This is a genomic window from Alteromonas sp. Mac1, assembly GCF_001562125.1.
Taxonomy (GTDB): domain Bacteria; phylum Pseudomonadota; class Gammaproteobacteria; order Enterobacterales; family Alteromonadaceae; genus Alteromonas; species Alteromonas stellipolaris.
Window position 1 is genome coordinate 3,611,296 of record NZ_CP013932.1, and the last position, 25,909, is coordinate 3,637,204.

At 44.0% G+C, this 25,909-nt stretch carries 25 protein-coding genes and 1 pseudogene; 14 read left to right on the forward strand and 12 right to left on the reverse strand.

Going from position 1 to position 25,909, the window contains the following annotated elements; all coding sequences use genetic code 11:
* Positions 1 to 141: 141 nt before the first annotated feature.
* Genes gshB through ruvX form a run of 3 tightly spaced genes read left to right on the forward strand, consistent with a single transcriptional unit; the run spans position 142 to position 2,131 of the window.
* Entirely contained in the window at positions 142 to 1,095 is a 954-nt protein-coding gene (gshB, locus tag AV939_RS15440; protein WP_057789899.1) for a glutathione synthase, read from the forward strand.
* 42 nt (positions 1,096 to 1,137) lie between these two features.
* On the forward strand, positions 1,138 to 1,704 hold the full coding sequence (locus tag AV939_RS15445; protein ID WP_082604836.1) for a YqgE/AlgH family protein: 567 nt from the start codon (positions 1,138 to 1,140) through the stop codon (positions 1,702 to 1,704).
* Positions 1,697 to 2,131 carry a Holliday junction resolvase RuvX gene (gene ruvX / locus AV939_RS15450; protein WP_057789897.1) on the forward strand — a complete coding sequence of 145 codons (435 nt, stop codon included), beginning with the start codon at positions 1,697 to 1,699 and terminating at the stop codon, positions 2,129 to 2,131. Before AV939_RS15445 ends, ruvX begins: the two co-directional genes overlap by 8 nt.
* Positions 2,132 to 2,358: 227 nt before the next feature.
* Here the strand turns inward: ruvX and AV939_RS15455 are convergent, their stop codons facing one another.
* The 3 genes from AV939_RS15455 to AV939_RS15465 are packed head-to-tail and all read right to left on the reverse strand — an operon-like array spanning position 2,359 to position 4,844.
* Entirely contained in the window at positions 2,359 to 2,673 is a 315-nt protein-coding gene (locus tag AV939_RS15455; protein ID WP_057789895.1) for a putative signal transducing protein, read from the reverse strand.
* Between the two features lie 5 nt (positions 2,674 to 2,678).
* Positions 2,679 to 3,791: a PilT/PilU family type 4a pilus ATPase gene (locus AV939_RS15460; RefSeq protein WP_057789893.1), complete on the reverse strand. Its 1,113-nt coding sequence runs from the start codon at positions 3,789 to 3,791 to the stop codon at positions 2,679 to 2,681.
* Positions 3,792 to 3,800: 9 nt separating this feature from the next.
* Complete coding sequence (locus tag AV939_RS15465; protein WP_057789891.1) at positions 3,801 to 4,844, reverse strand: type IV pilus twitching motility protein PilT; 1,044 nt, start codon at positions 4,842 to 4,844, stop codon at positions 3,801 to 3,803.
* 24 nt (positions 4,845 to 4,868) lie between these two features.
* Between AV939_RS15465 and AV939_RS15470 the strand changes: the two genes are divergently transcribed.
* The 6 genes from AV939_RS15470 (at position 4,869) to AV939_RS15495 (ending at position 10,965) form a co-directional block, all read left to right on the forward strand.
* On the forward strand, positions 4,869 to 5,555 hold the full coding sequence (locus AV939_RS15470) for a YggS family pyridoxal phosphate-dependent enzyme (protein ID WP_057789889.1): 687 nt from the start codon (positions 4,869 to 4,871) through the stop codon (positions 5,553 to 5,555).
* 56 nt (positions 5,556 to 5,611) lie between these two features.
* Positions 5,612 to 6,433 (forward strand): pyrroline-5-carboxylate reductase, encoded by an 822-nt coding sequence (proC, locus tag AV939_RS15475; RefSeq protein WP_057789887.1) that lies wholly within the window; start codon positions 5,612 to 5,614, stop codon positions 6,431 to 6,433.
* A 21-nt stretch (positions 6,434 to 6,454) separates the two neighbouring features.
* Positions 6,455 to 6,994 carry a YggT family protein gene (locus AV939_RS15480; RefSeq protein ID WP_057789885.1) on the forward strand — a complete coding sequence of 180 codons (540 nt, stop codon included), beginning with the start codon at positions 6,455 to 6,457 and terminating at the stop codon, positions 6,992 to 6,994.
* 22 nt (positions 6,995 to 7,016) lie between these two features.
* Positions 7,017 to 7,457, forward strand: a complete 441-nt coding sequence (locus AV939_RS15485) for a DUF4426 domain-containing protein (protein ID WP_057789883.1) — start codon at positions 7,017 to 7,019, stop codon at positions 7,455 to 7,457.
* A gap of 200 nt (positions 7,458 to 7,657) precedes the next feature.
* On the forward strand, positions 7,658 to 8,596 hold the full coding sequence (locus AV939_RS15490; RefSeq protein ID WP_057789880.1) for a transposase: 939 nt from the start codon (positions 7,658 to 7,660) through the stop codon (positions 8,594 to 8,596).
* 347 nt (positions 8,597 to 8,943) lie between these two features.
* The gene (locus tag AV939_RS15495) at positions 8,944 to 10,965 is read left to right on the forward strand and encodes an NADPH-dependent 2,4-dienoyl-CoA reductase (protein WP_082746064.1); all 2,022 of its coding nucleotides are present in this window, start codon (positions 8,944 to 8,946) and stop codon (positions 10,963 to 10,965) included.
* A gap of 93 nt (positions 10,966 to 11,058) precedes the next feature.
* Here the strand turns inward: AV939_RS15495 and AV939_RS15500 are convergent, their stop codons facing one another.
* Together AV939_RS15500 and AV939_RS15505 are read right to left on the reverse strand one after the other, a co-directional pair.
* Entirely contained in the window at positions 11,059 to 11,394 is a 336-nt protein-coding gene (locus AV939_RS15500; RefSeq protein WP_057789876.1) for a VOC family protein, read from the reverse strand.
* A 579-nt stretch (positions 11,395 to 11,973) separates the two neighbouring features.
* Positions 11,974 to 12,990 (reverse strand): annotated as a pseudogene (locus AV939_RS15505) (polysaccharide lyase family 7 protein); the annotation flags it as partial.
* A 508-nt stretch (positions 12,991 to 13,498) separates the two neighbouring features.
* Here AV939_RS15505 and AV939_RS15510 point away from each other — a divergent pair.
* Positions 13,499 to 13,837 carry a tRNA-binding protein gene (locus AV939_RS15510; protein WP_425593396.1) on the forward strand — a complete coding sequence of 113 codons (339 nt, stop codon included), beginning with the start codon at positions 13,499 to 13,501 and terminating at the stop codon, positions 13,835 to 13,837.
* A 75-nt stretch (positions 13,838 to 13,912) separates the two neighbouring features.
* Here AV939_RS15510 and AV939_RS15515 read toward each other — a convergent pair whose 3' ends face one another.
* Entirely contained in the window at positions 13,913 to 14,551 is a 639-nt protein-coding gene (locus tag AV939_RS15515; protein WP_057789870.1) for a glutathione S-transferase family protein, read from the reverse strand.
* Between the two features lie 75 nt (positions 14,552 to 14,626).
* Positions 14,627 to 15,403 (reverse strand): peroxide stress protein YaaA, encoded by a 777-nt coding sequence (yaaA, locus tag AV939_RS15520; RefSeq protein ID WP_061997874.1) that lies wholly within the window; start codon positions 15,401 to 15,403, stop codon positions 14,627 to 14,629.
* Positions 15,404 to 15,691: 288 nt separating this feature from the next.
* Between yaaA and tal the strand changes: the two genes are divergently transcribed.
* The 4 genes from tal to AV939_RS20525 all read left to right on the forward strand — a co-directional run bounded on the left by tal (position 15,692) and on the right by AV939_RS20525 (position 18,991).
* Entirely contained in the window at positions 15,692 to 16,651 is a 960-nt protein-coding gene (gene tal / locus AV939_RS15525; protein WP_013782892.1) for a transaldolase, read from the forward strand.
* An 18-nt stretch (positions 16,652 to 16,669) separates the two neighbouring features.
* Complete coding sequence (gene pgi, locus AV939_RS15530; RefSeq protein ID WP_061997875.1) at positions 16,670 to 18,319, forward strand: glucose-6-phosphate isomerase; 1,650 nt, start codon at positions 16,670 to 16,672, stop codon at positions 18,317 to 18,319.
* Positions 18,320 to 18,626: 307 nt separating this feature from the next.
* The gene (locus AV939_RS20070) at positions 18,627 to 18,803 is read left to right on the forward strand and encodes a DUF3545 family protein (protein ID WP_013782890.1); all 177 of its coding nucleotides are present in this window, start codon (positions 18,627 to 18,629) and stop codon (positions 18,801 to 18,803) included.
* 122 nt (positions 18,804 to 18,925) lie between these two features.
* Positions 18,926 to 18,991, forward strand: a complete 66-nt coding sequence (locus tag AV939_RS20525) for an IS3 family transposase (protein WP_442854556.1) — start codon at positions 18,926 to 18,928, stop codon at positions 18,989 to 18,991.
* 140 nt (positions 18,992 to 19,131) lie between these two features.
* Here the strand turns inward: AV939_RS20525 and ung are convergent, their stop codons facing one another.
* The 5 genes from ung to AV939_RS15555 all read right to left on the reverse strand — a co-directional run bounded on the left by ung (position 19,132) and on the right by AV939_RS15555 (position 25,814).
* On the reverse strand, positions 19,132 to 19,791 hold the full coding sequence (gene ung, locus AV939_RS15535; protein ID WP_061997876.1) for a uracil-DNA glycosylase: 660 nt from the start codon (positions 19,789 to 19,791) through the stop codon (positions 19,132 to 19,134).
* A complete protein-coding gene (gene thrC / locus AV939_RS15540; protein ID WP_061997877.1) occupies positions 19,788 to 21,074 on the reverse strand; it encodes a threonine synthase in 1,287 nt (428 codons plus the stop codon). The genes ung and thrC overlap by 4 nt, the downstream gene beginning before the upstream one ends.
* Positions 21,075 to 21,127: 53 nt before the next feature.
* Positions 21,128 to 22,081 (reverse strand): homoserine kinase, encoded by a 954-nt coding sequence (gene thrB, locus AV939_RS15545; RefSeq protein WP_057789860.1) that lies wholly within the window; start codon positions 22,079 to 22,081, stop codon positions 21,128 to 21,130.
* Positions 22,082 to 22,143: 62 nt separating this feature from the next.
* Positions 22,144 to 24,609 (reverse strand): bifunctional aspartate kinase/homoserine dehydrogenase I, encoded by a 2,466-nt coding sequence (gene thrA, locus AV939_RS15550; protein WP_057789858.1) that lies wholly within the window; start codon positions 24,607 to 24,609, stop codon positions 22,144 to 22,146.
* 329 nt (positions 24,610 to 24,938) lie between these two features.
* Positions 24,939 to 25,814 carry a LysR substrate-binding domain-containing protein gene (locus AV939_RS15555; RefSeq protein WP_061997878.1) on the reverse strand — a complete coding sequence of 292 codons (876 nt, stop codon included), beginning with the start codon at positions 25,812 to 25,814 and terminating at the stop codon, positions 24,939 to 24,941.
* Between the last annotated feature and the right edge of the window lie 95 nt (positions 25,815 to 25,909).

Consider the following 25,909-nt stretch of genomic DNA (forward strand, 5'->3'; position numbering starts at 1 on the left):
CTGAATGCCCCCACTTAGGATTTAGTGGTATTCATACCAAAACCAACATCGACATATAAAATGCACCAACAGCCAACTATCGCCATCAATGCGTAACGCTGTTGCTAATTTATCTACCTTTATCAAAGAGTGAGAACATACATGCACTACACCCTTGGCGTGATTATGGATCCTATCGCGGTGATTAAGCCGCATAAAGACACCAGTCTAGCAATGATGCTTGAAGCCCAGCGCCGTGGCGCAACCGTTCTGTATTTCGAACTTAAAGATATCTATATTAATAACGGCAAACCAATGGGGTTGGCTAGAACAATTACCGTGCGTGACCAAGCGACTGATTTTTACTCTCTTGGTGAAGAGCATACTGTTTCACTCGGTGACATTGATGTGTTGCTTATGCGTAAGGATCCCCCTTTCGACAGCGAATTTTTATATGCTACCCATATTTTATCACTTGCCCAAGACGAGGGCGCGCTGGTTGTAAATAATCCGCAAGCGCTCCGAGACTACAACGAAAAATTGTTTACCTCTTTGTTTCCTGAGCACATTCCTAACACGCTGGTAACTAATAATCAGAAGCTTATTCGTGAATTTCATGCAAAGCATCAAGATATTATTTGTAAGCCTTTGGATGGCATGGGCGGCGCTTCAATTTTCAGAGTGAAGCCAGATGGAAATAACTTAGGCGTAATCATTGAAACGTTAACCAACTTGGGCAAACGTTACATGATGGTTCAAGAATACTTACCACAAATTAAAGATGGCGATAAACGTATTCTGATTGTGGACGGTGAAGTGATTCCTTATTGCTTAGCGCGCTTACCTACTAAAGGGGAAACCCGCGGTAATTTAGCTGCAGGCGGAACGGGCAGACCCCAAGAGATTTCAGAAACCGATCGTGCGTTGGCTGAAGCCGTGGCTCCCACGTTACGAGATAACAACATTTTATTTGTTGGGCTGGATGTGATTGGCGAAAAAATCACAGAAATAAACATTACTAGCCCAACGTGCGTAAGAGAAATAGAGGGTCACTATAATGTTAATATTATGGGCTCGTTATTCGACGCAATTGAAAAGCGCCTTACAGCTAAATAGCGTTTTGCACTGACAGTAGGTAAGTGAGAAGTAGAGGAAACAATGACAGAACTGAAAAGTTTACAAAACCACTTTCTAGTAGCGATGCCTTCGCTAGATGACCCGTATTTTTCTCGCTCTCTCACTTATATTTGCGAACACAATAAAGACGGTGCCATGGGGCTGGTAATCAATCAGCCTTCAACCATGAATTTGAAAGAGTTGCTTGAGCAAACCGACAAAGACTTAACCGTGGCAGAAGATAAAGCCGAGCAAATTATTCTTGCTGGCGGACCGGTGAGTCAAGAGCGAGGGTTTGTTCTGCATTCCAGTCAAAGTGGGTGGGACTCAAGCTTGACCTTATCGCCTGACGTTATGATTACCACTTCAAAAGATATTTTATCCGCCATTGGCACTAATACAGGGCCAGATTCATCCATTATCGCGTTAGGTTACGCGGGCTGGACTGCCGGGCAACTTGAACAGGAAATGCAAGATAACTCATGGCTAACCATAGAGGCCGATGACGAAATTTTGTTTAACACACCTATCCATAAAAAGTGGCAAGCAGCAGTTAATAAACTTGGAGTAGATGTGTGGCAACTTGCCCCAGGAGCTGGGCATGCCTGATATTGGTAGTAGAACAGTACTAGCGTTCGACTTCGGCACAAAAAGTATTGGTGTAGCAGTAGGACAAGAAATTACCGGTACGGCGTCGCCGCTTGCAGCCCTTAAAGCCCGTGATGGCATTCCAGATTGGAATGTAATTGAAAAGCTTTATGAAGAATGGCAACCGCACCTTGTGGTAGTTGGTTTACCGCTGAATATGGACGGCACCGAGCAAGAAGTCACACAGCGCGCCAAGAAATTCGCTAACCGCTTGCACGGTAGGTTCAAAGTAGCAGTGGATTTATGCGATGAAAGGCTCACCACCACAGATGCAAAGTCTATGTTGTTCGAACTTGGCGGTTATAAAAAGCTAACCAAGGAAAAAATAGACAGCGTATCGGCCTGTGTGATTTTTACTAGCTGGGTTGAAAATCAATACGGCGACTAGCCACTCGCCGTTATCTGGACACCCGCCGTTATCTGGACACCCACCTTTCCAGTTTGCTGGACACCCACCTTTTCAACCCCCTTGTTACACTGATATTTTTTTGAGCAGTTTGCTGGACACCCACCTTTTCAACACCGTTGTTACACTGATATTTTTGGCTAACGCTAGCTGGACACTCACAGTTCCAATTACGAATTAACGAATAAGAAAATCAGTAATCGGTAACGCTAAGGTCTACTTTCTCCGCACTTCCAGCAGGTATCAAAAGCTTCACCGTTTGGCTCACCACAGTTACCACACACCCACGGAATTTGCTCGGTAGGTTCGTGGCTGTCCATTAAAGAGCTCACAACCTTATTGGCTCTGGCAGACCAAGATTCATCAATTAGCCAAAGTTCAGGCTGTGATTCTTGCCATGGCAGTTCGCCCATCGCCCCACCTGCAAATTCGTTTTTCACTAGGTAAGGTATAGAGAGCGCATCGAGTTCACTTTTTACCGACTGAAGTAAAAAAGGGTCTGGCGACGTAAAAAGCTTAATCAAGAGTTTTAGTCATCCATATCTATCGAGACATTCGACAATGTGCCTAAGCTTGACCCATCGTTGGAATCTAGCTTAATCATTAGGCGCAAATCATTAGGAGAATCAGCGTGATGTAATGCTTGGTCTAAATCAATACTTCCCTCGCGATATAAGTCGTACAACGCCATATCAAAGCTTTGCATTCCTAACTCTTTGCCCTTTTTCATCGCTTCTTTCAAGCTACCTATTTCATTACGTTGAATAAGATCGCTCACTAAGGGAGAGTTTAATAGAATTTCAATTGCCGCTACCCGTCCCTCACCGTCTTTGGTTGGAAGAAGCTGTTGCGCCACGATAGCTTTTATATTTTGGCTTAGGTCAAAACGTAACTTGTCGTGCTGATCTTTTGGCGCTAAGTGCATAATACGCTCAATTGCTTGGTTAGCATTGTTGGCATGGAGGGTTGCTACGCACAAATGACCCGTATCAGCGAACGACATGGCGTATTCCATTGTCTCCATTGAACGAATTTCACCAATAAGAATGACGTCAGGCGCTTGTCTCAGCGAGCTTTTCAATGCATCGTCAAATGAGTGGGTGTCTATGCCTACTTCACGCTGAGTTATCACGCAAGATTTATGCTCGTGCACAAACTCAATAGGATCTTCAATAGTTAGAATATGTCCGAAAGAATTACTATTTCGGTGGCCGATTAAGGCCGCCAAAGAGGTCGATTTACCTGTACCGGTACCTCCTACAAAAAGCACCAAGCCACGTTTTGACATGATGATATCTTTTAGCACCGTGGGTAAACCCAGGTCATCAACCTTAGGTATTTCGGTAACAATACGACGTACCACCATCCCAGCTTGATCTCTTTGCCAAAACGCTGAACAACGAAAACGACCTAGGCCTTCTCGTACAATGGCAAAATTACATTCCTTGGTACTATGAAAAGCCTCTTTTTGCTTTTCATTCATAGCTTCATGAACAAGTGCTAATGCATCTTCGTCATTAAAAGAATTTTCCGAAATGGGGGTTAGCTTACCGTGCACTTTCGCGCTAACGGGAAAGCCCGCGGTAACGAATAAGTCAGAAGCAGATTTCTCTACCATTTTTTCTAAAAAGCTATCTAACATTACTCGTCCTTAAAAATTACTCATCGATTGCTTGTCTTTCGATTTAGCAGCGGCGTCTTCTTTAGAAATTGCACCTAGTGCCAACAAACGTTGTAAGCACTGATCCATAGTTTGCATACCCGTAGCTTGCCCCGTCTGAATAACGGAATACATTTGAGGTACTTTATCTTCACGAATAAGATTTCGAATTGCTGGAATACCTACCATGATTTCATGCGCTGCTATTCGCCCTCCCCCCACTTTTTTCAGCAGGGTTTGAGAAATAACTGCCCTCAGTGATTCAGATAACATAGAGCGCACCATCGCTTTTTCTTCGGCAGGGAACACATCGATAATACGGTCTATGGTTTTAGGGGCAGAGTTAGTATGCAAGGTGCCAAAGACTAGATGCCCCGTTTCCGCAGCTGAAATGGCCAAGCGAATTGTTTCTAAATCACGTAGCTCACCCACTAATATCACGTCCGGATCTTCACGTAATGCTGAGCGAAGTGCGTTACTAAAAGAGTGGGTGTCTCGATGGACTTCTCGTTGATTTACTAAACTCAATTTATTTTCGTGTACAAACTCGATAGGATCTTCAATAGTGAGAATGTGCTCGCGCTTGTGCGAATTGATATGATCAACCATCGCGGCAAGGGTTGTACTCTTACCCGACCCCGTGGCGCCGGTGACTAGAACTATTCCGGTAGGTTGGTTGATTATTTCTTTGAATATTTCAGGTGCACCTAAATCATCAAGGGTAAGGACCGTGTTGGGGATAGTTCGAAGCACTGCTGCTGCACCGCGATTTTGTACAAAAGCATTTACACGAAACCTCGACAAGCCACTAATTTCGAATGAGAAATCGGTTTCCAAGTTCTCTTCGTATTCTTTACGTTGCATGTCATTCATTATTTCATAAATAAGTGCATGGACTTGTTTATGATCTAATGCGGGTACATTAAGCTTACGCATTTCTCCGTCTACGCGGATAAGAGGTGGCAGACCTGCTGATAAGTGCAAATCTGACGCTTTATTTTTAACGCTGAAAGCCAAAAGTTCGGTAATATCCACAACAACTCCTCAAAAAGGTGAATAATGCAAACAATAGCAGAAAGACTCAATAGTGCACGACAGGATGTGAGCCTAGCTACTGCCAGCGCTAATCGTCCACCAAATTCAGTTAAATTGCTAGCCGTGAGCAAAACTAAACCGGTATCGGATATTATGGCAGCGTATGAAGAGGGACAACGTACATTCGGCGAAAACTATATACAAGAAGGTGTAGATAAAATACAGCAACTGTCTGCACTTATCGATGTTGAATGGCATATGATAGGCCCTATTCAATCGAACAAGACAAAAGTAGTAGCCGAGCATTTCGATTGGGTCCAATCCGTTGACAGGGAAAAAATAGCCCGTCGTTTGAATGACCAACGCCCAGCGAATATGGCGCCTCTGAATGTGTGTATTCAAGTGAATATCGATGATGAAGCGAGCAAGTCAGGTGTAAAACCTGAAGAGGTAGATGAACTAGTACGCTTTATTAGCCAGCAAGACAAGCTTTGCTTACGTGGGCTAATGGCAATTCCAAAAGCAAACCCAGACAGCCATGAACAAGCGCAAAGCCTCAGTGCTTTAAAGGAATTGTTCGACCGATACCATACAAACTTGACCAATTTTGATACCCTGTCCGTAGGAATGAGCAGTGATATGCAAAGCGCCATCGCTCATGGGTCTACCATGGTAAGAATTGGCACCGCTATCTTTGGCTCACGCGACTAGTTCCTACTATTTTTTACTGAACACTGTTCGTTTTTTCAACTTACAATAGGATTCATATGCAACAAAAGAAATTGGCATTTATAGGCGCGGGCAACATGAGCCGCAGCATTATTAGTGGTTTAATTCAGTCTGGCTACGATAAGACACGCATCTTAGCGAGCAACCCGTCTACTCCGAAACTCGATAAGTTAAAAGAAGAATTCGGTATTCAAATTACCCAATCTAATGATGAAGCCTGCCAGTTTGCAGATGCTATTGTGCTAGCCGTGAAGCCCCAAATGATGGGTGATATGTGCGCAGACCTTCAGCAGAACAACGATTTATCTGGCAAGCTATTTCTTAGTATTGCAGCTGGGTTGCCCGTTTCTCGTTTACAAGAAATGTTAGGTGGCGAATATCCGGTTGTTCGTATTATGCCAAATACGCCAAGCCTACTTAGTAAGGGTATGTCGGGCATGTACGCAGATAACACCGTGTCAGAAGACGACAGAACTTACGTTGATGATGTGATGAATAGCGTAGGTGAAACGGTATGGGTTGAAGAGGAAGATGGAATTAACGGCGTTATCGCCGCGGCAGGCAGCAGCCCAGCCTATTTCTTCTTGTTTTTACAAGCCATGCAAGACGAAGCCATAAACATGGGCTTCGATAAAGCCCAATCCCGTTTGATGGTACAACAAGCTATGTTGGGCGCTGCTGAAATGGTTTGTCACAATCCTGACCTTGAATTAAGTGAGCTTCGTGCCCAAGTTACTTCTAAGGGCGGCACCACGGCCGCGGCAGTCAATACCTTAATTGATCAAGGTTTGAGTGATATCGTAAGTAACGCGATGCGCGCTGCGGTAGCTCGCGCTGAAGAAATGGCAAAACAGCTTTAACGTTTTTAGGAACATCAAAACATGAATGCAACGGTTTTTCTGGTAGATACACTATTTGGTTTGTATTTAATGGTGGTTGTCTTACGCCTATGGTTGCAACTGGTTAGGGCTGATTTTTATAACCCTATGAGCCAGTTTATCGTAAAGGCCACGCACCCTCTTGTGGGGCCGTTGCGCAGATTAATTCCTTCGATTGGCCGCTTCGACACGGCTACCTTCGTGCTAGCGCTGGTTGTTGCGGCGTTGAAAATAATTACGCTTTCACTGATGGTTGGTGGGAGTTTGAATCCTGTGGGCATCATAATCGTTGCGCTGATTGAAGTAGTAAAAGAAACCCTTTCTATCATGTTCTGGGTGTTAATTTTACGCGCGATTCTAAGTTGGGTATCGCAAGGCCAAACGCCTATCGACTACCTTCTTTATCAACTTACTGAGCCGTTCTTAGCCCCCATTAGAAAAGTTATACCGCCATTAGGTGGTCTAGACCTATCAGTGCTGATTGCCATTATTGGGCTACAGTTTTTACAATTGCTACTTCAAGACACATTCAGGTTCTTTTAAGCTGAATCTGCGGAGTGATAAGATGAAAAAAATCAGTACATTACTTTTTGGTTTATTGGGTAGTTTATTACTTATTATAAGTAGTGCAGCACACGCCGAGCAAAAGCAACAACTAGGCGAATGGGATGTGCATTACATGGTAGTGAGTACTCCCTTTCTTACCCCGGAAGTTGCGGCCTCTTATGGCATAGTTCGTAGTAAGTTTAACGCCCTGGTCAATATTTCTGTCCTAGATGCCGTAACCGGAACCGCTCAACGCGTATCTGTTTCAGGTACTGCCAAAAACTTGATAGGCACCACTAAGACACTCACCTTTAAGAAGGTAGAAGAAGGCGATGCAATTTACTACCTAGCGGTGCTGCCTTTTAGAGACAGAGAAAACTACAGGTTTAGTATTGATGTTCAACGCGGAAATACTATGCAAACCTTGAATTTTAAACAAGAAATGTTTGTTGATAGTTAGGGTTTAAAGTAAGCGTGAAGCATATAAATGTGATTGTGTAAAAACCTCAAAGGGCGATTGAAAATTCGCCTTTTTTTATGCGCGCTAAAAGTTTGGACGCTAAAAGTTTGGACACCCACCCGAACTATCCTCTTGTTCAGTATATTTAACCTGAAATGTAGCTCAGTATCATTATCACTATTTTGAAATTGAGCTCCATTATGCCAAGCCCTAGAAAGTCACTAATCTGTTTACAGAACACGCCCTACTATCACTGCGTATCTCGGTGTGTGAGGCGAGCATTTTTGTGTGGTAAAGACCGTTATTCGGGGAAGAGCTACGAGCATAGGCGCCAGTGGGTTGAAGATAGGCTCATAACGCTAACAAGCGTATTTTCAATTGATGTATGTGCTTATGCGGTAATGAGTAACCATACCCACTTGGTATTACATGTAGATAGAAACGAAGCGTTGTCGTGGACCACCGAGGAAGTATTGAGGCGTTGGCATTCACTACATAAGGGCACTGTATTAACCCAGCAATATATGCAGCCCGCACAGCGAGCTTCGCTTACAGAAGCTCAGATAACGACCATCATATCGACAGCAAATATATATAGACAACGGTTGTACGATATCAGTTGGTTTATGAGGTTACTGAATGAGTTTATTGCTCGTGAAGCTAACAAGGAGGATGAGTGCACTGGACGTTTTTGGGAAGGAAGATTTAAATCGCAGGCTCTACTTGATGAAGCCGCATTGGTGGCATGTATGGCCTACGTAGATTTGAATCCACTACGCGTGGGACTTTCAAAAACGCCAGAAACATCTGAATTCACCAGCATTAAGCATCGAATAGAGGCAGTGCAACTTGGGGGGCAACCTAAGTTCCTTAAACCATTAGTGGGAAACGCTTCGCAAGCTTTGAAAGGGTTGCCTTTTAATTTAGCTGATTACTTAACCTTGGTCGATGAAACTGCTAGGCAAATTAGCACAGGTAAATCCGGTTACGTACTCCACAATACCTCGCCAATTATACAACGCACCGGCTTATCGCAAATAAACTGGAATAGTATGGTCGTTGGGATTGAAGATATCTTTTCAAACTCTATTGGCCTTTCAATTGCCCAGCGAAGGCTAGCCCTCTCTAGAGCGGGTTGATATCACCCAAATAGATCAAATTCATTAAAATAGCGCGCAGCCAGGTTCACTGAAATCAGATCAATCACAAGTTTTAGCTTAATATTTTCCATACCTAAAACTTTTAGTTTTAGGTGAGTATTCGCTGCACCATTTTGCCTCACCAATGTTTTATATCGCGTCTGAAAAGCTTAATTTAACCTGTGTCGTAGTGCCTAAATTTGTGCTTAAAACTATGGGTGTCTTAACATTATATTCAATTTTTTATAGCTCAATCCTTTACCCCCAAAGCATACTGGTAAATAATCTTAAGATACTGGTCGGGCAAGTTTGTGGCTGTCCGAATAAAAATTATAACGAGAACAACCATGACCAACGCATACCCTCACTTACTTGAGCCCTTAGATCTTGGCTTCACCACGTTAAAAAATCGTACTTTAATGGGCTCTATGCACTTAGGCCTTGAAGAAGAAAAAGGAGGCTTTGACAAGCTTGCAGCATTTTACGCAGAACGAGCTAAAGGTGGTGTGGCGCTTATTGTAACAGGTGGGATCAGCCCAAACATTTCTGGCTGGGTAGCCCCTTTTGCAGGAAGAATGACAGCCAAGCGTCATGCTAAAAAACATAAAGTGATTACTGAGGCTGTACATGCAGAAGGCGGTAAAATTTGTATGCAAATTTTGCACTCTGGTCGTTACGGATATCATCCTCTAGCGGTATCAGCTTCCCCAATGAAGTCTCCAATTACCCCTTTTAAACCGCGAGCTCTATCCTCAAAAGCTGTGACAGGCACAATTAAGGACTATGTAAATTGTGCTGCTCTTGCCAAGGAAGCTGGGTACGATGGCGTAGAAGTGATGGGCTCTGAAGGTTATTTAATTAATCAATTTTTAGTGAAGCGAACTAATCATCGAGATGATGAATGGGGTGGGTGTCTAGAAAACAGGGTGAAAATAGCGGTAGAGATCGTCAAAGGGATCCGTGAAAAGGTGGGCACTAATTTCATCATTATTTATCGCCTATCGATGCTGGATTTAGTTGAAGGCGGCGCAAAATGGGACGACGTTGTTTATCTTGCCAAAGCGATAGAAAAAGCTGGTGCTACGCTCATCAATACGGGGATTGGTTGGCATGAAGCTCGTGTTCCAACTATCTCTACTTCGGTGCCACGCGCTGCGTTCACGTGGATTACACAGCGGATGAAAAAAGAAGTATCAATTCCGCTTGTTACCACTAATCGAATTAATACACCTGAAGTCGCCGAAAGCGTCTTGGCTGATGGCCATGCTGACATGGTATCAATGGCGCGTCCATTTCTAGCTGATTCTCAGTTTGTCACCAAAGCTATGCGCAACGAATCCAAATTAATTAATACGTGTATTGCGTGCAATCAAGCATGTTTAGACCATGCGTTTGAACAAAAACGTGCTAGCTGTTTAGTAAACCCTCAGGCCTGCTACGAAACAGAACTTACTTTTACTCCAGTAGAGCACAGTAAACATATTGCAGTGGTCGGGGCCGGTCCTGCTGGGCTTGCATTCGCTATGTACGCTGCTGATAGAGGCCATAAAGTCACCATATTCGACAAAGCGAGTGAGCTTGGTGGGCAATTCAACTATGCGAAACAAGTACCTGGTAAAGAAGAGTTTTATGAAACCATTCGCTACTTTAGTAATCAACTTGAGCGTACCGGAGTTATAGTAACACTCAATACCGATGTTACCTCTAAACACCTTATTGAAAGCGGGTTTGATGATGTTGTATTGGCTACGGGTATCAACCCTCGAAAACTAACTATCGAAGGTGCAGACCATCCAAAGGTCATGAGTTATATCGATGTGCTGCGCGACCACAAGCCTGTGGGGCAAAAAGTAGCTATCGTTGGTGCGGGAGGCATCGGGTTCGATATAGCCGAGTATTTAGTTGAAGACAAAGAACTAACGCTCAACACTGATAAGTGGCTGTCTCATTGGGGGATTGATAAAAACTACACCAACGAAGGCGCGCTCACTGAGAAAAAATATACCCCATCAAGCCGAGAGGTATTTTTACTGCAACGCAAGACATCTAAAGTTGGCAAGGGTTTAGGTAAAACGACAGGCTGGATCCATCGCCAATCATTGAAGCTTCACAATGTACAAATGGTAAATGGTGTCAGTTATGAAAAGGTTGATGATGAAGGTTTACATGTTCTAATAAATGACAAACCAAAATGCTTAGTCGTAGACAACGTTATCGTGTGTGCGGGGCAAGTACCGTTCAAGCCTTTGCAGGCTCCACTGGAGGCAGCCGGTGTGAGTGTCCACATTATAGGTGGTGCAGATGTTGCCGCTGAACTAGACGCGAAGCGTGCTATTCGCCAAGGTGCTGAGCTAGCTGCTAAAACTTAAAGATTAGTATTTAAAGGTGGGTGTCTCAGTTTAGCTTTATAAAAAAGAAGGGAAGCTAATTAGCTTCCCTTCTCTATATTTCTTATATTTTTACTAGAATTGGTCGAACATGATGGTGTTCCCATCAGGATCTTTCACTACGCAATGCCCTGGCCCCTCTTCGCCTTTGACTGGCACATCTATTTCAATGCCTTTGTCCATTAAGCGCTGCTCGAGTTCGCGCACGTCAGCGGGGTTGAAGGTTAAAATATTGCCTTCAAACATGCCCTCGAACAAACCAATCATGGTTTGACCACTTTTCATGATAACCCACTTTTCTTCTACAGAGCCGCATGACGGCATTGCCTCAAAACCGAGTGTTTCATAAAACGTTTTCGAGATGGCAATATCACTGACCGCTAAACTTAACGAAAAAAGCCCAGGTTGCACTGTGTTCTCCTAAGAACCTAACAGAATGAATTACATACTGTAGATAAGTGCGCGAGCAAGATCACGGCAACTGGTCGCAAAACGTTCAATTTTTACGCTATATTAGTGCTGCCACTCTTTCGTCAGCAAAACCGCTTCACCGCCCTCTACCTTCACTTCTTTGCGCGACTCTTGGCCTTGGCTGTCTACCGCATAAAACTCGTAAACGGTTATGCCAGTGCCATGCTGAATACTCTCAATAATGCGTTTGGCTTCGAAATCAGGTGAAGATTGTTTTAAAGCCCCACTAACATTCTCAGGCAACTGCGACCACACTAGGTCTCTTTGTACTTCTACAACTGTCCATTCGTCAGCCACTTGTAACATATCAAACTCAATTTCTTTGCCATCGACCAATACACCTTCAACATCAAGATAAGTCTTGCCATGCTTTAGCTCTTTTTCCACTTCATTTACTGTGAAAGATGGCTCAATAGCTTTGATAGCAGTTAACGCATTGGCTGGAATGTCACTAACATTCATACTTACTTTTTGGTTTAGCGTAGCACCAATTTTGGCTTTTTCACCATGATTGGCTTTTGGCGCAACGCTCTCTCCTACTTCTAACCGCGTGAACGTTACACTGGCGTAATCACCATTAGCTTTATCTTCTGCCCAATTTCCTGTACCAAGACACGCAGGGTACCAAAAACCTGGGTCATCTTTGGTGCTACATTGGTTATAGGCTCCTGCTTTGAAATAGTTCCAATCCAACGTATACCCATAAGGGTGATCGTGCTTATCTAACTTACCGTAAGCATCTACACCGTTAGCGAGGTTAATTTTGTATTCAACGGTTTCATGCCCCTCGGCTTCAAAGGTTAAATACATCACATCACCATGCACATTTACTACGTAGCTTAATGCTTCGCCTAACGCTAGCCCAGCTTCACCAGGATCTTCTGGATTCGTCCATAAATTGCCCCATACCGGATAAGCAATATCTCTTCGATTAGCATCATCTTTCGGAAGATTACGTTCATAAGTCCAAAATACCGAGCCTTTTTCATGGTTAGGCCATTTTTTATAATAAATTTTAAGCGGTTCGTTGCCCCAACCAAAACCTTGTACCTTTTTTTCCCATTTGCTGGCATGTATCTGACCAATAACCACGGAATAAGCGGGCGCTTTTTCAGGGTATTTAGCACGAAGAGCAACATGATTCACTTTTAACGTAGCTTCCATCTTGCCGCCTATTCGTCCAAAACGTTTCGCAATAGGGTTACTAGCTACAGTGAAATTGTTCTTTGGCGACTTAGTTTTAATTCGTGTACTTTTTCCACGTAACATATGACGCAGTTCACTTCGCGTATTGCTTGAATTCGCGGTTGTCAGCGCTTTGTTTGGAGACGTGAATACCATACCGCCATTTTCGTCTATGTAGAAAAAGTCAGGATGGGAAAAATCTTGGATATCTTTAACTGACACACTATCCGGCTTCCCATCATTATTTTCATCGGTCGGCAACGTAATGTTCCACTCACTCAAATCAAATTTATCAGCGGGAACGTCATCCGCAATAGCACCAACACTGAATACTGAAAGTAGGAGCAACATAGCCGCATTGCTGCGATTTACTCGCTGAGGAAAAGCTCTCATAAAAAACCTCTGTAATAATATGTTAAGCGTACTTCTTATGCGGTACTTGCTTGATACATACCTCCTCCATAAAAACAACCTATGGCATTACCAATAAACCATCAGAAGCGCTTTTAGGAGCAGATTTAAAATACCAGAAAACATTACCAACCAAGAATTAATGTAATACCAATTTAACATTCAAACAATTTAATTACAAAATACTTTCATTTTATTCATTAGATTGTGGAGAACGATTGCTCAATATGTAGTGATGAAATGTAAAGGAGGGTTCGATATTGAAAATATGTGGGTGTCCATGAACGAAACACTGGCACGTAGGATGTCGATAGGTGTGTGTCCATGAACGAAACAATTTTGCTTAAAGTGTCTAATTACCCACTAATTGCGGCTTATCTGCAACTTAGTTGTTCGCGACAACCTTTATACTGGCTTGAATAAACACTTAGATAGAAACTAGGACAGCATGATGGACACCATTCAGTGGCAAGAGTTTGATATGGTTGAATTAAGAACAGGGACTATTATTGAAGTCAGTGATTTTCCTGAAGCTCGTAAACCAGCTTACAAACTACTTATTGATTTTGGGGAGGATATTGGAACCCGTAAATCCAGTGCCCAAATAACTGAACACTATCTAGCTGAAGAATTGTTGGGAAAGCAAATTGTGGCTGTAGTTAACTTTCCGCCCAAGCAAATAGGCCCGTTCATGTCAGAATGCTTAGTCACGGGCTTGTATCGTAAGGATGGCGTTGTTTTAATCAGCCCAGATAAACCTGTGCCTAATGGCGCAAAATTGGGCTGACTATCTAACCGCAGTCTGATCCGCTCTACATCGATTATCAAAATGGGCAATCAACATCTGACCCATAAAGCTGTCTTAAGTATCAGTCTTAGACAAATGTGCCATCTCGTTGCGCCATGCTTTTTCATAAGCAGGGCGAGATAGCACCCGTTCAGCGTACGATTTCACATTGTCGAACTTAAGGTCAAGGTCGCTACCTTTAGCCCATGACAATACTTGGGCTGTCACAATGTCTGCCATTGTAAACAGGCTTCCGCACACATACTCTTTGTCGTTGAGAAGTAGCGAGAAAGCCGTTAATGCTCGGTCGAATTCCCACGCCGCTGTATCTTGCATTTGGGGAATACGGTGCTGCTCAGGTAAAGCAAAGGTATGTTTAGCTTTACTCCAAAGCGGCTGTTCTAACTCAGTAACAGCAAATACCATCATTTGCTCATACAGCCCGCGAGCGAAAGTACCGGGTGCAGGTATAAACTCTTCCATTGCATGCTTTTCAGCTAAGAAAGTGACAATAGCAGCCGACTCAGAAAGCGCACCTTCTTCAGTGACTAATACAGGAATTTTAGTGGCCGGGTTAAGTGTTTTAAAAGCTGAGTTTAAGTGTTCACCGGCTTTTAAATTCACCACCTTGTACTCGTAAGGTAAGCCAATTTCTTCTAAAGCCCATGCCACCCTTACCGACCGAGTTTTCGGGTATCCATAAAGTGTATACATTGCGTGCTCCGCGTTTAAAATACTTCAATTTAACAGCATAAAGCCATATTGAAGCCAAAACGCGGTGCAAACAACTTATGCGTCTTGGCGACGTAAAAAGACTAACTCAGTGGCCGTGCTTTGTGACTCGCTATAAACATAACCTTCACTATCGAAAGCCTGCAACCCTTCCACATCACTCACTTCGTTTTCAAGAATATATCTTGCCATTAATCCACGAGCTTTTTTTGCAAAAAAGCTGATGATCTTATATTGATCATTTTTATAGTCTTTAAAGACAGGTGTAATCACCATCCCTTCAAGTTCTTTTTTCTTAACGGCCTTGAAGTACTCATTAGAAGCAAGGTTCACCAACACGTTATCGCCCTGCGCTTGCATGGCGTCGTTTAGAACCTGTGTAATGCGGCTACCCCAAAATGCATAAAGATCTTTACCTTCAGGGTTAGCTAGCTTGGTCCCCATTTCTAAACGGTATGCTTGCATTAAATCTAATGGGCGTAACAAACCATAAAGGCCTGACAAAATTCGCAAGTGGTCTTGCGCATAGCTCACTGCTTTATTACTTAATGTATTAGCGTCTAGCCCTGTGTATACATCGCCATTGAATGCGTACATGGCTTGTCGCGCGTTATCAGCGGTGAAAGGGGTAGAAAACTCAGCAAATCGATTAGCATTAAGTGTGGCTAACTTGTCACTAATTTTCATCAACGAAGAAAGGTCGGCTGGCGAAAGGGTACGACACACTTCCATCAAACGCTCAGTGTCTTGAAGCATGGTAGGCTGCGTGAAATCATCCACTTTAATGGGGGTTTCAAAATCTAGGTTTTTCGCTGGGGATACTACAACTAACATCTTCGACTCCTTATCTTTTTCAGGCTTCATTATACCACTGTGGAAAAGTTGAGGTTGAATTTACCGTCAAAAAACCATAAATCAAGGTAACAGAGAAATCCGATTAGCCAGTATTTCCCGTGTCTGCGCTATAAATTGTCACACGGGTTTGGTATAACTATACCCAAATACGCAAACGTTTGAATCTATCAAACTGTTACGCCCTACATACGCAAAAGCGAACCGCTTTACACGACTTGCCTTACCGGCAATTCGTCCGAGTTTTTTAATTTAAGATTAGAGAGAATTATGAGCAACCAGCTAGCTTCGTTACGTGAGATCACCACGGTCGTTGCCGACACCGGCGATATCGACGCAATCAAAAAATACCAGCCAGTAGACGCAACAACAAACCCTTCTTTGTTGTTAAAAGCCGCCAGCTTGCCTCAGTATGCCAGCCTAATCGACGACTCAGTAGCATGGGCCAAACTACAATCATCAGATAGCGACCAACAACTTATCGATGCATCCGACAAACTTGCCGTCGCTATTGGTAAAGAGATTTCAGACTCTATTCCAGGTCGTATTTCTACCGAAGTAGATGCCCGTTTATCTTTCGACAAAAATGCCACAGTTGAAAAAGCGGAGCGTCTTGTTCAGCTTTATCAGGATGCCGGTATCGATAAGTCACGTATTCTTATTAAAATGGCATCAACCTGGGAAGGTATTCAAGCAGCTGAAATACTTGAGAAAAAAGGCATTCAGTGCAACCTAACTTTATTGTTTAGTTTCGCCCAAGCACGTGCTTGTGCCGAAGCTGGCGCATACCTAATTTCACCGTTTGTAGGCCGTATTCTAGATTGGTACAAAAAGTCGACCGGTAAAACTGAATACGCTGCTGATGAAGATCCAGGTGTGGTGTCGGTTACCAGTATTTATAACTACTACAAAGAGCATGGTTACAACACGGTAGTAATGGGCGCAAGCTTCCGCAATATTGGCGAAATTCAATCGCTAGCGGGCTGCGATCGACTAACTATTAGCCCCGCTTTATTAGAAGAGCTTGCCAATGAACCGGGCGAGCTTACTGTGAAGCTTAAAGATAACGGCGCAACAAAAACCCCTGGCGATCGTTTGACCGAGTCTGAATTCCGCTGGGAAATGAACCAAGATGCTATGGCGACTGAAAAGCTTTCTGAAGGTATCCGCAACTTCGCTGCAGACCAAGACAAGCTTGAAGTGATGCTTCGTGAAAAGTTAAGTGCATAAACCATAGGGAATTAGTAAATGAGTACATTGACATCATTGCCACAATGGCAAGCACTTAATCAAATTGCAGCTTCGATGAAAGATGCACACATGCGTGATTGGTTTAAAGCAGATCCCAAACGTGCTGAAAAAATGCAGTTAGAAGCGTGCGGCATTTTTCTTGATTACTCAAAGAACCGTGTAAACGAACACGCGCTAGGTGCTCTTTTCGATTTAGCCCGTGCGTGTAAGTTAGATGACGCCCGCGACGCCATGTTTAACGGCGAGCAAATCAACAGCACTGAAGGACGAGCGGTTCTTCACACGGCACTACGAAACTTCTCCGACTCACCTGTCATGGTTGATGGCGAAGACGTGATGCCCGAAGTACGTGCCACCCTTGATAAAATTCGCGACTTCACCGCATTAGTTCACAGTGGCGAGCATAAAGGCTACACAGGCAAATCTGTGAAGCATATTGTTGCTATTGGTATTGGTGGTTCTTTCCTTGGTCCTAAGATCATGACTGAAGCCCTAAAACCTCATGCGGTTGAGACGGTTAAGGTTCATTTTGTAGCGAATGTTGATGGCTGCCATATCCATGATGTGTTAACTAAACTCGATCATGAAGAAACCCTTGTCGTGATGTCTTCTAAGTCATTCACTACGCAAGAAACGTTGCAGAATACCCTTTCTGCCAAGGCTTGGTTCTTGAAGTCTGGCGGCACGCAAGAAGATATCGCCAAGCACTTTGTTGCCGTGTCTTCAAACGTAAAAGCAGCCACTGAATTCGGAATAGCAGAAGATAACATTTTCCCTATGTGGGATTGGGTGGGCGGTCGTTATTCTTTGTGGTCAGCAATTGGGTTACCTATTTCATTAGCTTTAGGTTTTGATAACTTTAAAGGCTTGCTTGAAGGCGCGTTCGATATGGACACGCACTTTAAAACAGCACCTTTAGAGCAAAATCTACCTGTTTTACTTGGCCTATTAGGCGTGTGGTATCGCAATTTCTTCGATGCGCAATCTCAGGTGCTATTGCCTTATTATCATTATCTTCGCGGCTTACCAGCTTACGTACAGCAGCTTGATATGGAAAGTAATGGTAAACAAGTCACTCAAGGCGGCGAAGCGGTAGATTACGCTACAGGCCCTATTATTTGGGGTAGTGAAGGAACTAACGGTCAGCACAGCTTCCATCAGCTTATTCATCAAGGTTCTGGGGTTATTCCGGCCGACTTTATGTTGCCATTGAATGTGCCTAACCAAGATGACACACATCATGCGATGTTAGCATCAAACTGCTTTGGGCAAGCGCAAGCGCTTATGCAAGGCAAAACCTTTGATGAGTGTTATGCAGACCTAGAAGGTAAAGGCTTAGACGAAGCGCAGCGCACTCGTTTGGCGGCGCACAAGACCATGCCGGGTAACAAGCCTAGTAACACTTTGATGTTTGATAGCCTTACGCCTAAGACACTTGGCGCACTAGTTGCAATGTATGAGCATAAGGTATTCGTTCAGGGTGTTATCTGGAACCTTAACTCATTCGACCAATGGGGCGTAGAGTTAGGAAAAGTACTGGGCAACCAAGTACTGGCAGGCATTCAAGGAAATGCGGAAGAAGAAAGTTTTGACGCATCTACCCAACAATTGATTGCCCGTTTCAGAGCAGCGAATGCACCAAAATAAGGAACTCCGAGTGATGTAATCACTCAAATTTGGTGCAAATAATAACTGAACGGCCGGCTTACCCCCGGCCGTTTTTATTGGCAGAAAATAAGAACGTACAAGCTAATGTGCAACTAAGTATGTCACCTGCCAACTGTTTTGCTAAACACGCTGACGATATCTCCCTGTGTCATCATACTGTCACAATTTGTTAATAAAAAGTAAATTTACTTGTTTTATTTTAATTGTGGCTGTGATACAAAATTATACAGAGGGAATAAAAACTAAACTCTGTATTGTTGTAGTGGTAATAAAAAGGAGAATCCCAGTGGACAAATCAGACTTATTTGCCATGCTAGATATTGAAGCAAGCCCAGCGAAAACAAAAAGTAAAAAACGCAAGTGGAGAGAGATTGAAGCGCTTCAAGATCGCTTCAAACTGGAAAAGGAGCTCTCTGAACTCGATTGTGGTTTCGAATACGAGTTAGAAACACTGGAAAGATAATATAAAGGCCGCCTGCTAATAATGAAGTGACCCCCAATAGTTGGACTATCCAATTACTGGGGGTCTTTTTATGTCCAAACATCACAGAGCATTTAAGTTAAATCTAGCGCGACTAGCGCAATATTAAGCTGAAATTAAAAGGCCTGAGTCCGATACAATATCGAAATCAGGCCTTGGTTGCCGCTTAGAAATGAGTCCAACTTAATGGGGTCACTTCATAACAGGCGGCCTTTTTACTTTCTGGGTTCTTAACTTTCGACGCTGCGTAAGCACTATGGCTGACGCTGGCTTTTAGTCACTCGCTATTCTAGCCAGGTGCTGCCATAGACTATACCTGCCAAAGAATGGGTGAAAGCCCTTTGCTTGTTAGGTAGGCATTGGTGTCGCTAAAATGATGACAGCCAAAGAAGCCTCTGTAAGCTGATAATGGTGACGGATGCGGCGCATGTAGCACACAGTGCTTAGTGCGATCGATATGCTTGCCTTTTTTCTGTGCATGACTGCCCCACAATAAAAACACCACGTTTTCTGCGTGCGTGTTAACCGCCTCTATTACCGCATCGGTATAGGTTTCCCATCCCCACTTAGCATGACTGTGTGCCTTGCCCTGCTCTACCGTTAATACTGTATTAAGCAGCAGTACGCCTTGCTTTGCCCAAGGGGTAAGCGTGCCATGGTTTGGAATTGAGAAGTCGGTAATATCGTTGGCCAATTCTTTATAAATATTAACCAGCGAAGGAGGTGTTTTAATATTTGGTAAAACCGAGAAGCATAAGCCGTGGGCTTGATGTGGGCCGTGATAAGGATCTTGCCCTAATATCACTACCCTAACCTTTTCAAGCGGTGTCATGTTCAGTGCGTTGAATACATCTTCTGAAGGCGGGTAAATAACTTTACCCGCTTCACGTTCAGATGCTACTTTTTGCATTAGGGCTTTAAAGTAAGGTTTGCCTTCTTCACTGCCCAATGCTTGTGCCCATGTGGTCACGCTTTTAGTAAATCCAACATATGCTGTTTTAAAGCATCGTAAGAGGCAGGTAAATCAACCGCTAGGCTGTCTTCACCGGCAACATCAGCTAACGGCTTAGGTAAGCTAATAGGTGTACCCAATACGTTTTCTACCGTCTCACGGAATTTCGCAGGATGCGCAGTACCTAAGAAAAGACCAATTTCGCCGTCTTCTAGGTCATGGCTTACTGCACGGTAAGCAATAGCCGCATGAGGCTCACTGGTGTAGCCTAACTGCGCTAATTGCCGCATGGCTAACTGAGTGTACTCTTCATCTACCATTTCGCCTTTTAAGCAGCTTTTATCTACATAGCCTTGCTCAATTAAGGCTTCAATGCGTGGCCAATTGTTAGGTTGGCTAACATCCATGGCATTCGACATGGTAGCGACTGTCTTCTTCGGTGCCCACTCGCCGGTTTTTAAATAGCGAGGTACAGTATCATTGGCGTTAGTAGCAGCGATAAAGCGTTTAATCGGTAAGCCCATTGATTTAGCAATCATACCGGCAGTTAGGTTACCAAAGTTACCACTTGGTACTGAGATAACCAGTTGGTCACGCTTTTCTTTAGGTAACTGACTTACCGCTTCAAAGTAATAGCACACTTGAGCGAGTAAGCGACTAATATTAATTGAGTTGGCTGAGTTAAGGTGTAAACCTTCACGAATATCTGGGTCGTCGAATGAGGCCTTCACTAGCGACTGACATTCATCAAAGTCAGATTCCACCGCGACTGTGTGAATATTACCACCAAGGGTGGTAAACAGCTTTTCTTGCAGTGCACTAATTTTCCCTTTAGGGAACAAGATAACCACATTGATATTATCAATACCGTGGAATGCATGCGCTACCGCAGCCCCTGTATCTCCAGAGGTAGCAGTCAGAATAGTGACCGGTTTACCTTCACTGATTCTTGATAAGGTTTGCGCCATGAAGCGACCACCAAAATCTTTAAACGCCAACGTGGGCCCGTGGAAAAGCTCCAAGGTATAAATGTTGTCGCTTACTTTCTCTACCGGCGCGCCAAAGGCAAACGCGGTATTCACGATTTCTTCTAATTCACCATTGTTAAGCTCATCACCAATAATGGCGCGAAGTACTGCAATGCTGCGCTCCGCGAACGGCATTTCAAGCAGTTCATCAATGTTTTCTAGTTTCGGAATATGAGTAGGGAAATACAAACCTTGTTGTTTACCCAACCCTCTTTTAACTGCTTCAGAAAATGAGGCAGTGTCCTGTGCATCTTTTAAATTAACCAATTCCACGTTTTAATACCTTTTTTCGTTGTGCCGTAACATCTAGCTGCTGTATCACTTCATTAAGTGATAGGGCCAACCGTGGTTCCCTGCTCAGGGATTTGGCACACATGGCTAAAGCCATCTTCATTTTGAATATAATGTTCGTCTAAATAGGCAACGATACGCTGCGCTTTTTCTTCACTATCACACACGGCAAATACCGTTGGACCTGAACCCGAAATACCAAAGGCTAACGCGCCTTCTTGCTCGCTGAAGGCTCTTGCGTCATCGAAACCCGGTAATAGCTGTTTACGATAGGGTTCAGCAATCACATCTTTCATCACCGAAGCTGCAAGCTCATTTTCTCCTGCATGCAAGGCGTGTACAAACACCCCTAGCTGGCGACCAAATGTTAGCGCTGTGGCCATGTCAACCTGCTTGGGTAATATGTCTCGGGCGGCCGCCGTAGAGACGCTAATACCAGAATAACAAATAGCATAATACCAGTCTTTCACTAAAGGTAGCGACAAGGTAACTGGCGACGTAGCGCCTGTCATCAATGTCATACCGCCAACATAACATGGCGCTACGTTATCGTAGTGAATACTACCGCTGATTTGCCCTTCTAATTCGCCCATCATGGTCAACAAAGTGTCTTCATCGAAGGGATAATCGAAAAAAGCATTTAGCGCAACGAAGGCAGCAACAATTGAGCTTGCGCTCGACCCCAGTCCACTGCCGATAGGCAAGTTTTTAGATAAGGTCATCGCCACTGGCGTGGTGGTTTTACCCACCTTTTCCATTTGCGCACAAAAGTAGTGATAGCATTGCGTCACAATATTGCTATCGGCGTCGCCAGGCAATTTGTGTGCGAAAGGGCCAACCGTGTTTAACGAAAAGGTATCTGCACTCTCAATATCGACTTCGTCGCCTAAGCGGGAACCATCGACAGGGGCAAGCGCGGCGCCTAGTACATCAAACCCTAAACTTACATTGCCAATAGATGCTGGCGCATATGCTCGTAATGCTTTCATAATACTTTTCTTTAATTACTCTTTTAACTTCAGTGGCTCTTTTGTTCTAGAAGAAGAGCCAGTTAGTGTGCCATTTGCTTCCATGGCATAGTACGCAGTATATCTGCAAATACACCCGCAGCCGTTACTGTACCACCTGCCCCATAGCCTCGAATAACATAAGGAATAGGCTGGTAATAATCGCTGTTAATGGCCAACGCGTTTTCGCCGTCTTTTACTTGCGATAATGGGTTAGATGCAGGTACCGCCTCAATAGTTACTTTACACTTATCGCCTTCAATGCTGCCAATATAGCGAAGTACTTTTCCTTCGGCTTTTGCAGCATCTACACGCTTAGCGAATTCAGCATCAAGTTCAGGTAACTGTGTCATGAATTCATCAATGGAGCAGTCTTCGGCAAAACCGGCTGGCAACACTGATTCAATTTCAATATCAGAAAGTTCAAGATCTAGGTCTGCTTCACGAGCCATAATAAGCAGTTTACGCGCAACGTCCATACCACTTAAGTCATCACGGGGATCTGGCTCGGTATACCCATTGTCTTTAGCTGAACCAGTGGCTTGCGATAACGACATGCCTTCTTCTAATTTACCGAATACGTAAGATAAGCTGCCTGACAATATACCTTCGAAACGATGCAACACATCACCGGCACTAAATAGCTTTTGAAGGTTATCGATAACCGGCAAGCCGGCACCTACTGTGGTTTCGTACAAGTACTGACGGTTGGTAGATAATGCCGTCTTTTTCAATTTACGATAGTAGTCTATTGAACTAGTATTGGCTTTCTTGTTTGGTGTCACTACGTGAAAACCATTTTCCATCATGTCTACATATTGCTGAGCAATAGCATCATGACTGGTGCAATCCACAATAACTGGGTTTACTAAGCTATTGTCGTTCACAAACTGCTGCAAACGTTCAACAGAAAGCCCTTCGCTGGCCGCATCTAATGCGGGTTTCCAGTCTTGGTTTAGGTCAATACCTTGGCTATTGAGTAACAACTTACGGCTATTGGCAATACCGTAAACCCGCAACTGAATATTACGATTAAGTAAAGCTGGCTGTTGTTTTGCAATTTGGCTTAACAGCTCGGTTCCCACGTTGCCACACCCTACTAAAAATACATCAATGGTATGGCGGTCTGAGAAAAAATTCTGATGGATTACCTTAACGGCTTTTTTCGCCCGTTTATTTTCAATAACCGTTGAAATAGAGCGTTCTGAAGACCCTTGGGCAATTGCCACGTTATTAACGCGAGCTTGCGCCAACGAGTTAAAGAAGCGCGCCGCTAAGCCCTTCGCATGACGCATACCGTCACCCACTAGGGTAACAATCGCTAAGTCGTGGCGTACTTCAATAGGATCTAACAATTGGTTTTGCAACTCTAACGCAAAAGCATCTTCTAACAAGCTTAATGCGCGATCAGCATCTTTGCTTTGAATACAGAAGCTTATTGAGTATTCAGAAGATGACTGAGTGATTAGGCTTATAGAAATATTAGCATTCGACATTACTTCAAACACACGGCTCGCCATGCCAACCATGCCTTTTAGGCCAGGACCTGCCACGTTGAACATAGTGACATTTTCAAGTTGTGAGATGCCTTTAACCGAGGTCCATTTTTCACTGGCTTCGTTACTAATTAACGTGCCAGGTGCCGCAGGGTTAAGCGTATTACGAATTAGGCAAGGAATATGATGCTGTGCAATTGGCCCAATGGTTTTAGGGTGAAGTACTTTCGCACCAAAATAAGAAAGCTCCATGGCTTCTTGATAAGTTAGCTTATCAAGAAGTACTGCGCCTTCAACCTGATTCGGATCGGCATTATACACGCCGTCTACATCGGTCCAGATCTCACAACAGCTCGCGTCGATACAAGCCGCTAAAATAGCCGCAGAGTAGTCAGAGCCATTGCGTCCAAGCGTTACTTTTTCACCGGCCTCGTTCGCAGCAACAAAACCAGGCATTACCAATAATTCACTGCCATCTACAGGCACATCAGTAAAACGAGCTTTACTTAATGAAACATCAGCAATGCTGTCTAAGTACTCACCTTCTGCAAGAATGTAAGTCACAGGGTCGATAATACGATTTTTAACGCCTTTTGCCGTTAAGATACCGCTAAATAACGTAACCGAGATGTACTCACCAATACTTAATATACCGGCTGCAATATTGTCAGGTGCTACACCTAACAATTTAATGCCATCGAGGTGCTGATTGAGTACACGCAGTTGCGCCTGAATAAAGTCAGTAACATCAGCGTGAGCGAAGCCGCTGAGCTCTTCGTTTAGTGCATCAGCAATACCGGTCACGGTAGACGTCAATTTTTCAAATAGAGGGTGGAAATCTTCGCCAGCGGCTGCTTGCTCACACAAAAGTGACAATGCATTCGTTACCCCTTTAGGGGCAGAAAGTACCACTGCAGCGCCATCGGTTTGGTGGGTGGCCGTGCTAATGTCGTTCACGCGCAAGTAGCGCGGTGCGTCGGCAAGTGATGAGCCCCCAAACTTTAAGACTTTCATGTGCTGCTCCTATATCGGTTACGCCAGGTTACTGCTTTTAACGGTTACTATGACGTGAGTAAAAAAAAGCCCGCTCTCTGTGAGGGCGGGCTTTCGTTGTCTTATGCTTACTTGCACTAGCCAGCGACCGCCCGTTTTAAGGTGGTAATCATAATGCCGGTGGTGCCAATAAGAAGAATCGTTTTCATAGGGTCAATTTGCCGTATAGACGTCTATCTGTCAACCGCAGTTTTCACCATACTGTATTGCAAAAAGTGAAACACAATCCATTTCACATTTCGATTTCAGCGATATTCCATTATAAGTGGCAGAAAATATAACGAAACCCACTATTCATCATCAATTAACTTCGCCGATAGAAAATCAACTAATAAGCGTATTTTTGGCACTAAATGCCTATTCGATGGGAACAATGCCCATACCGCCTCTCGCTTGTCTCGATAGGGCGATAGCACTTCAATTAACTTGCCTGAGGCTAACGAATCGCGCACATAAAACCCTGGAAGTTGCACTAATCCCAGCCCAGCCAAGGCAGCATGATGTAGTGCATTACCACTGTTGTACTTCACACGTCCCTTCACCCTTACGGTTTGTATTTTCCCGTCATGATTAAAGCGCCAGTGAGGCTGTGAACCTACTAAGCACTGATGTTCACTAAGCATGTTGGTACTCGTTGGTGCAGGAAAAGCATGTAAATATTCAGGGCTGGCGCAAACGTAGAGTTGCCGAGTAGCCAGCTTTTTGGCCACCATTGTCGAGTCTTCTAAATTGCCAATGCGGATAGCAAGGTCAAAGCCCTCGTCGATAATATCCATCGTGTCGTTAGTAAACCGGCACTCCACCTCTATACCTTCGTATTTTTTCAAAAACTGATTAATAAGCGGAGCAATAAAAGCCTCGCCAAAGGCGACTGGCACGGTGAGCTTAATTAGTCCTTGGGGTACTTTTTGAAGTTGGCTCACGTTGAGCTCTGCCTCTGCCAAGGCACTTAGTGCGGGCTGGCATTGCTCAAAATAAATGTGCCCAGCTTGAGTCAGTGACACACTTCGAGTAGTGCGGTTGAATAACTTTACCCCTAAACGCTTTTCCACGTTAGCGACTTTTCTACTAATTTGCGCACCTGATGTGTCTAACTTGGTAGCCGCCGCGGTAAAACTGCCAGTACTGGCCACTGCGCAAAACTCTGCAATACCTTCCCACATCATGGCGTTTACCCTTATTGATTCTAGTTTGCTGCATGGTGCTTACAATTGATGATACTCAATAAAGGGCACCGTTTAACTGATAATTAAACACCAAC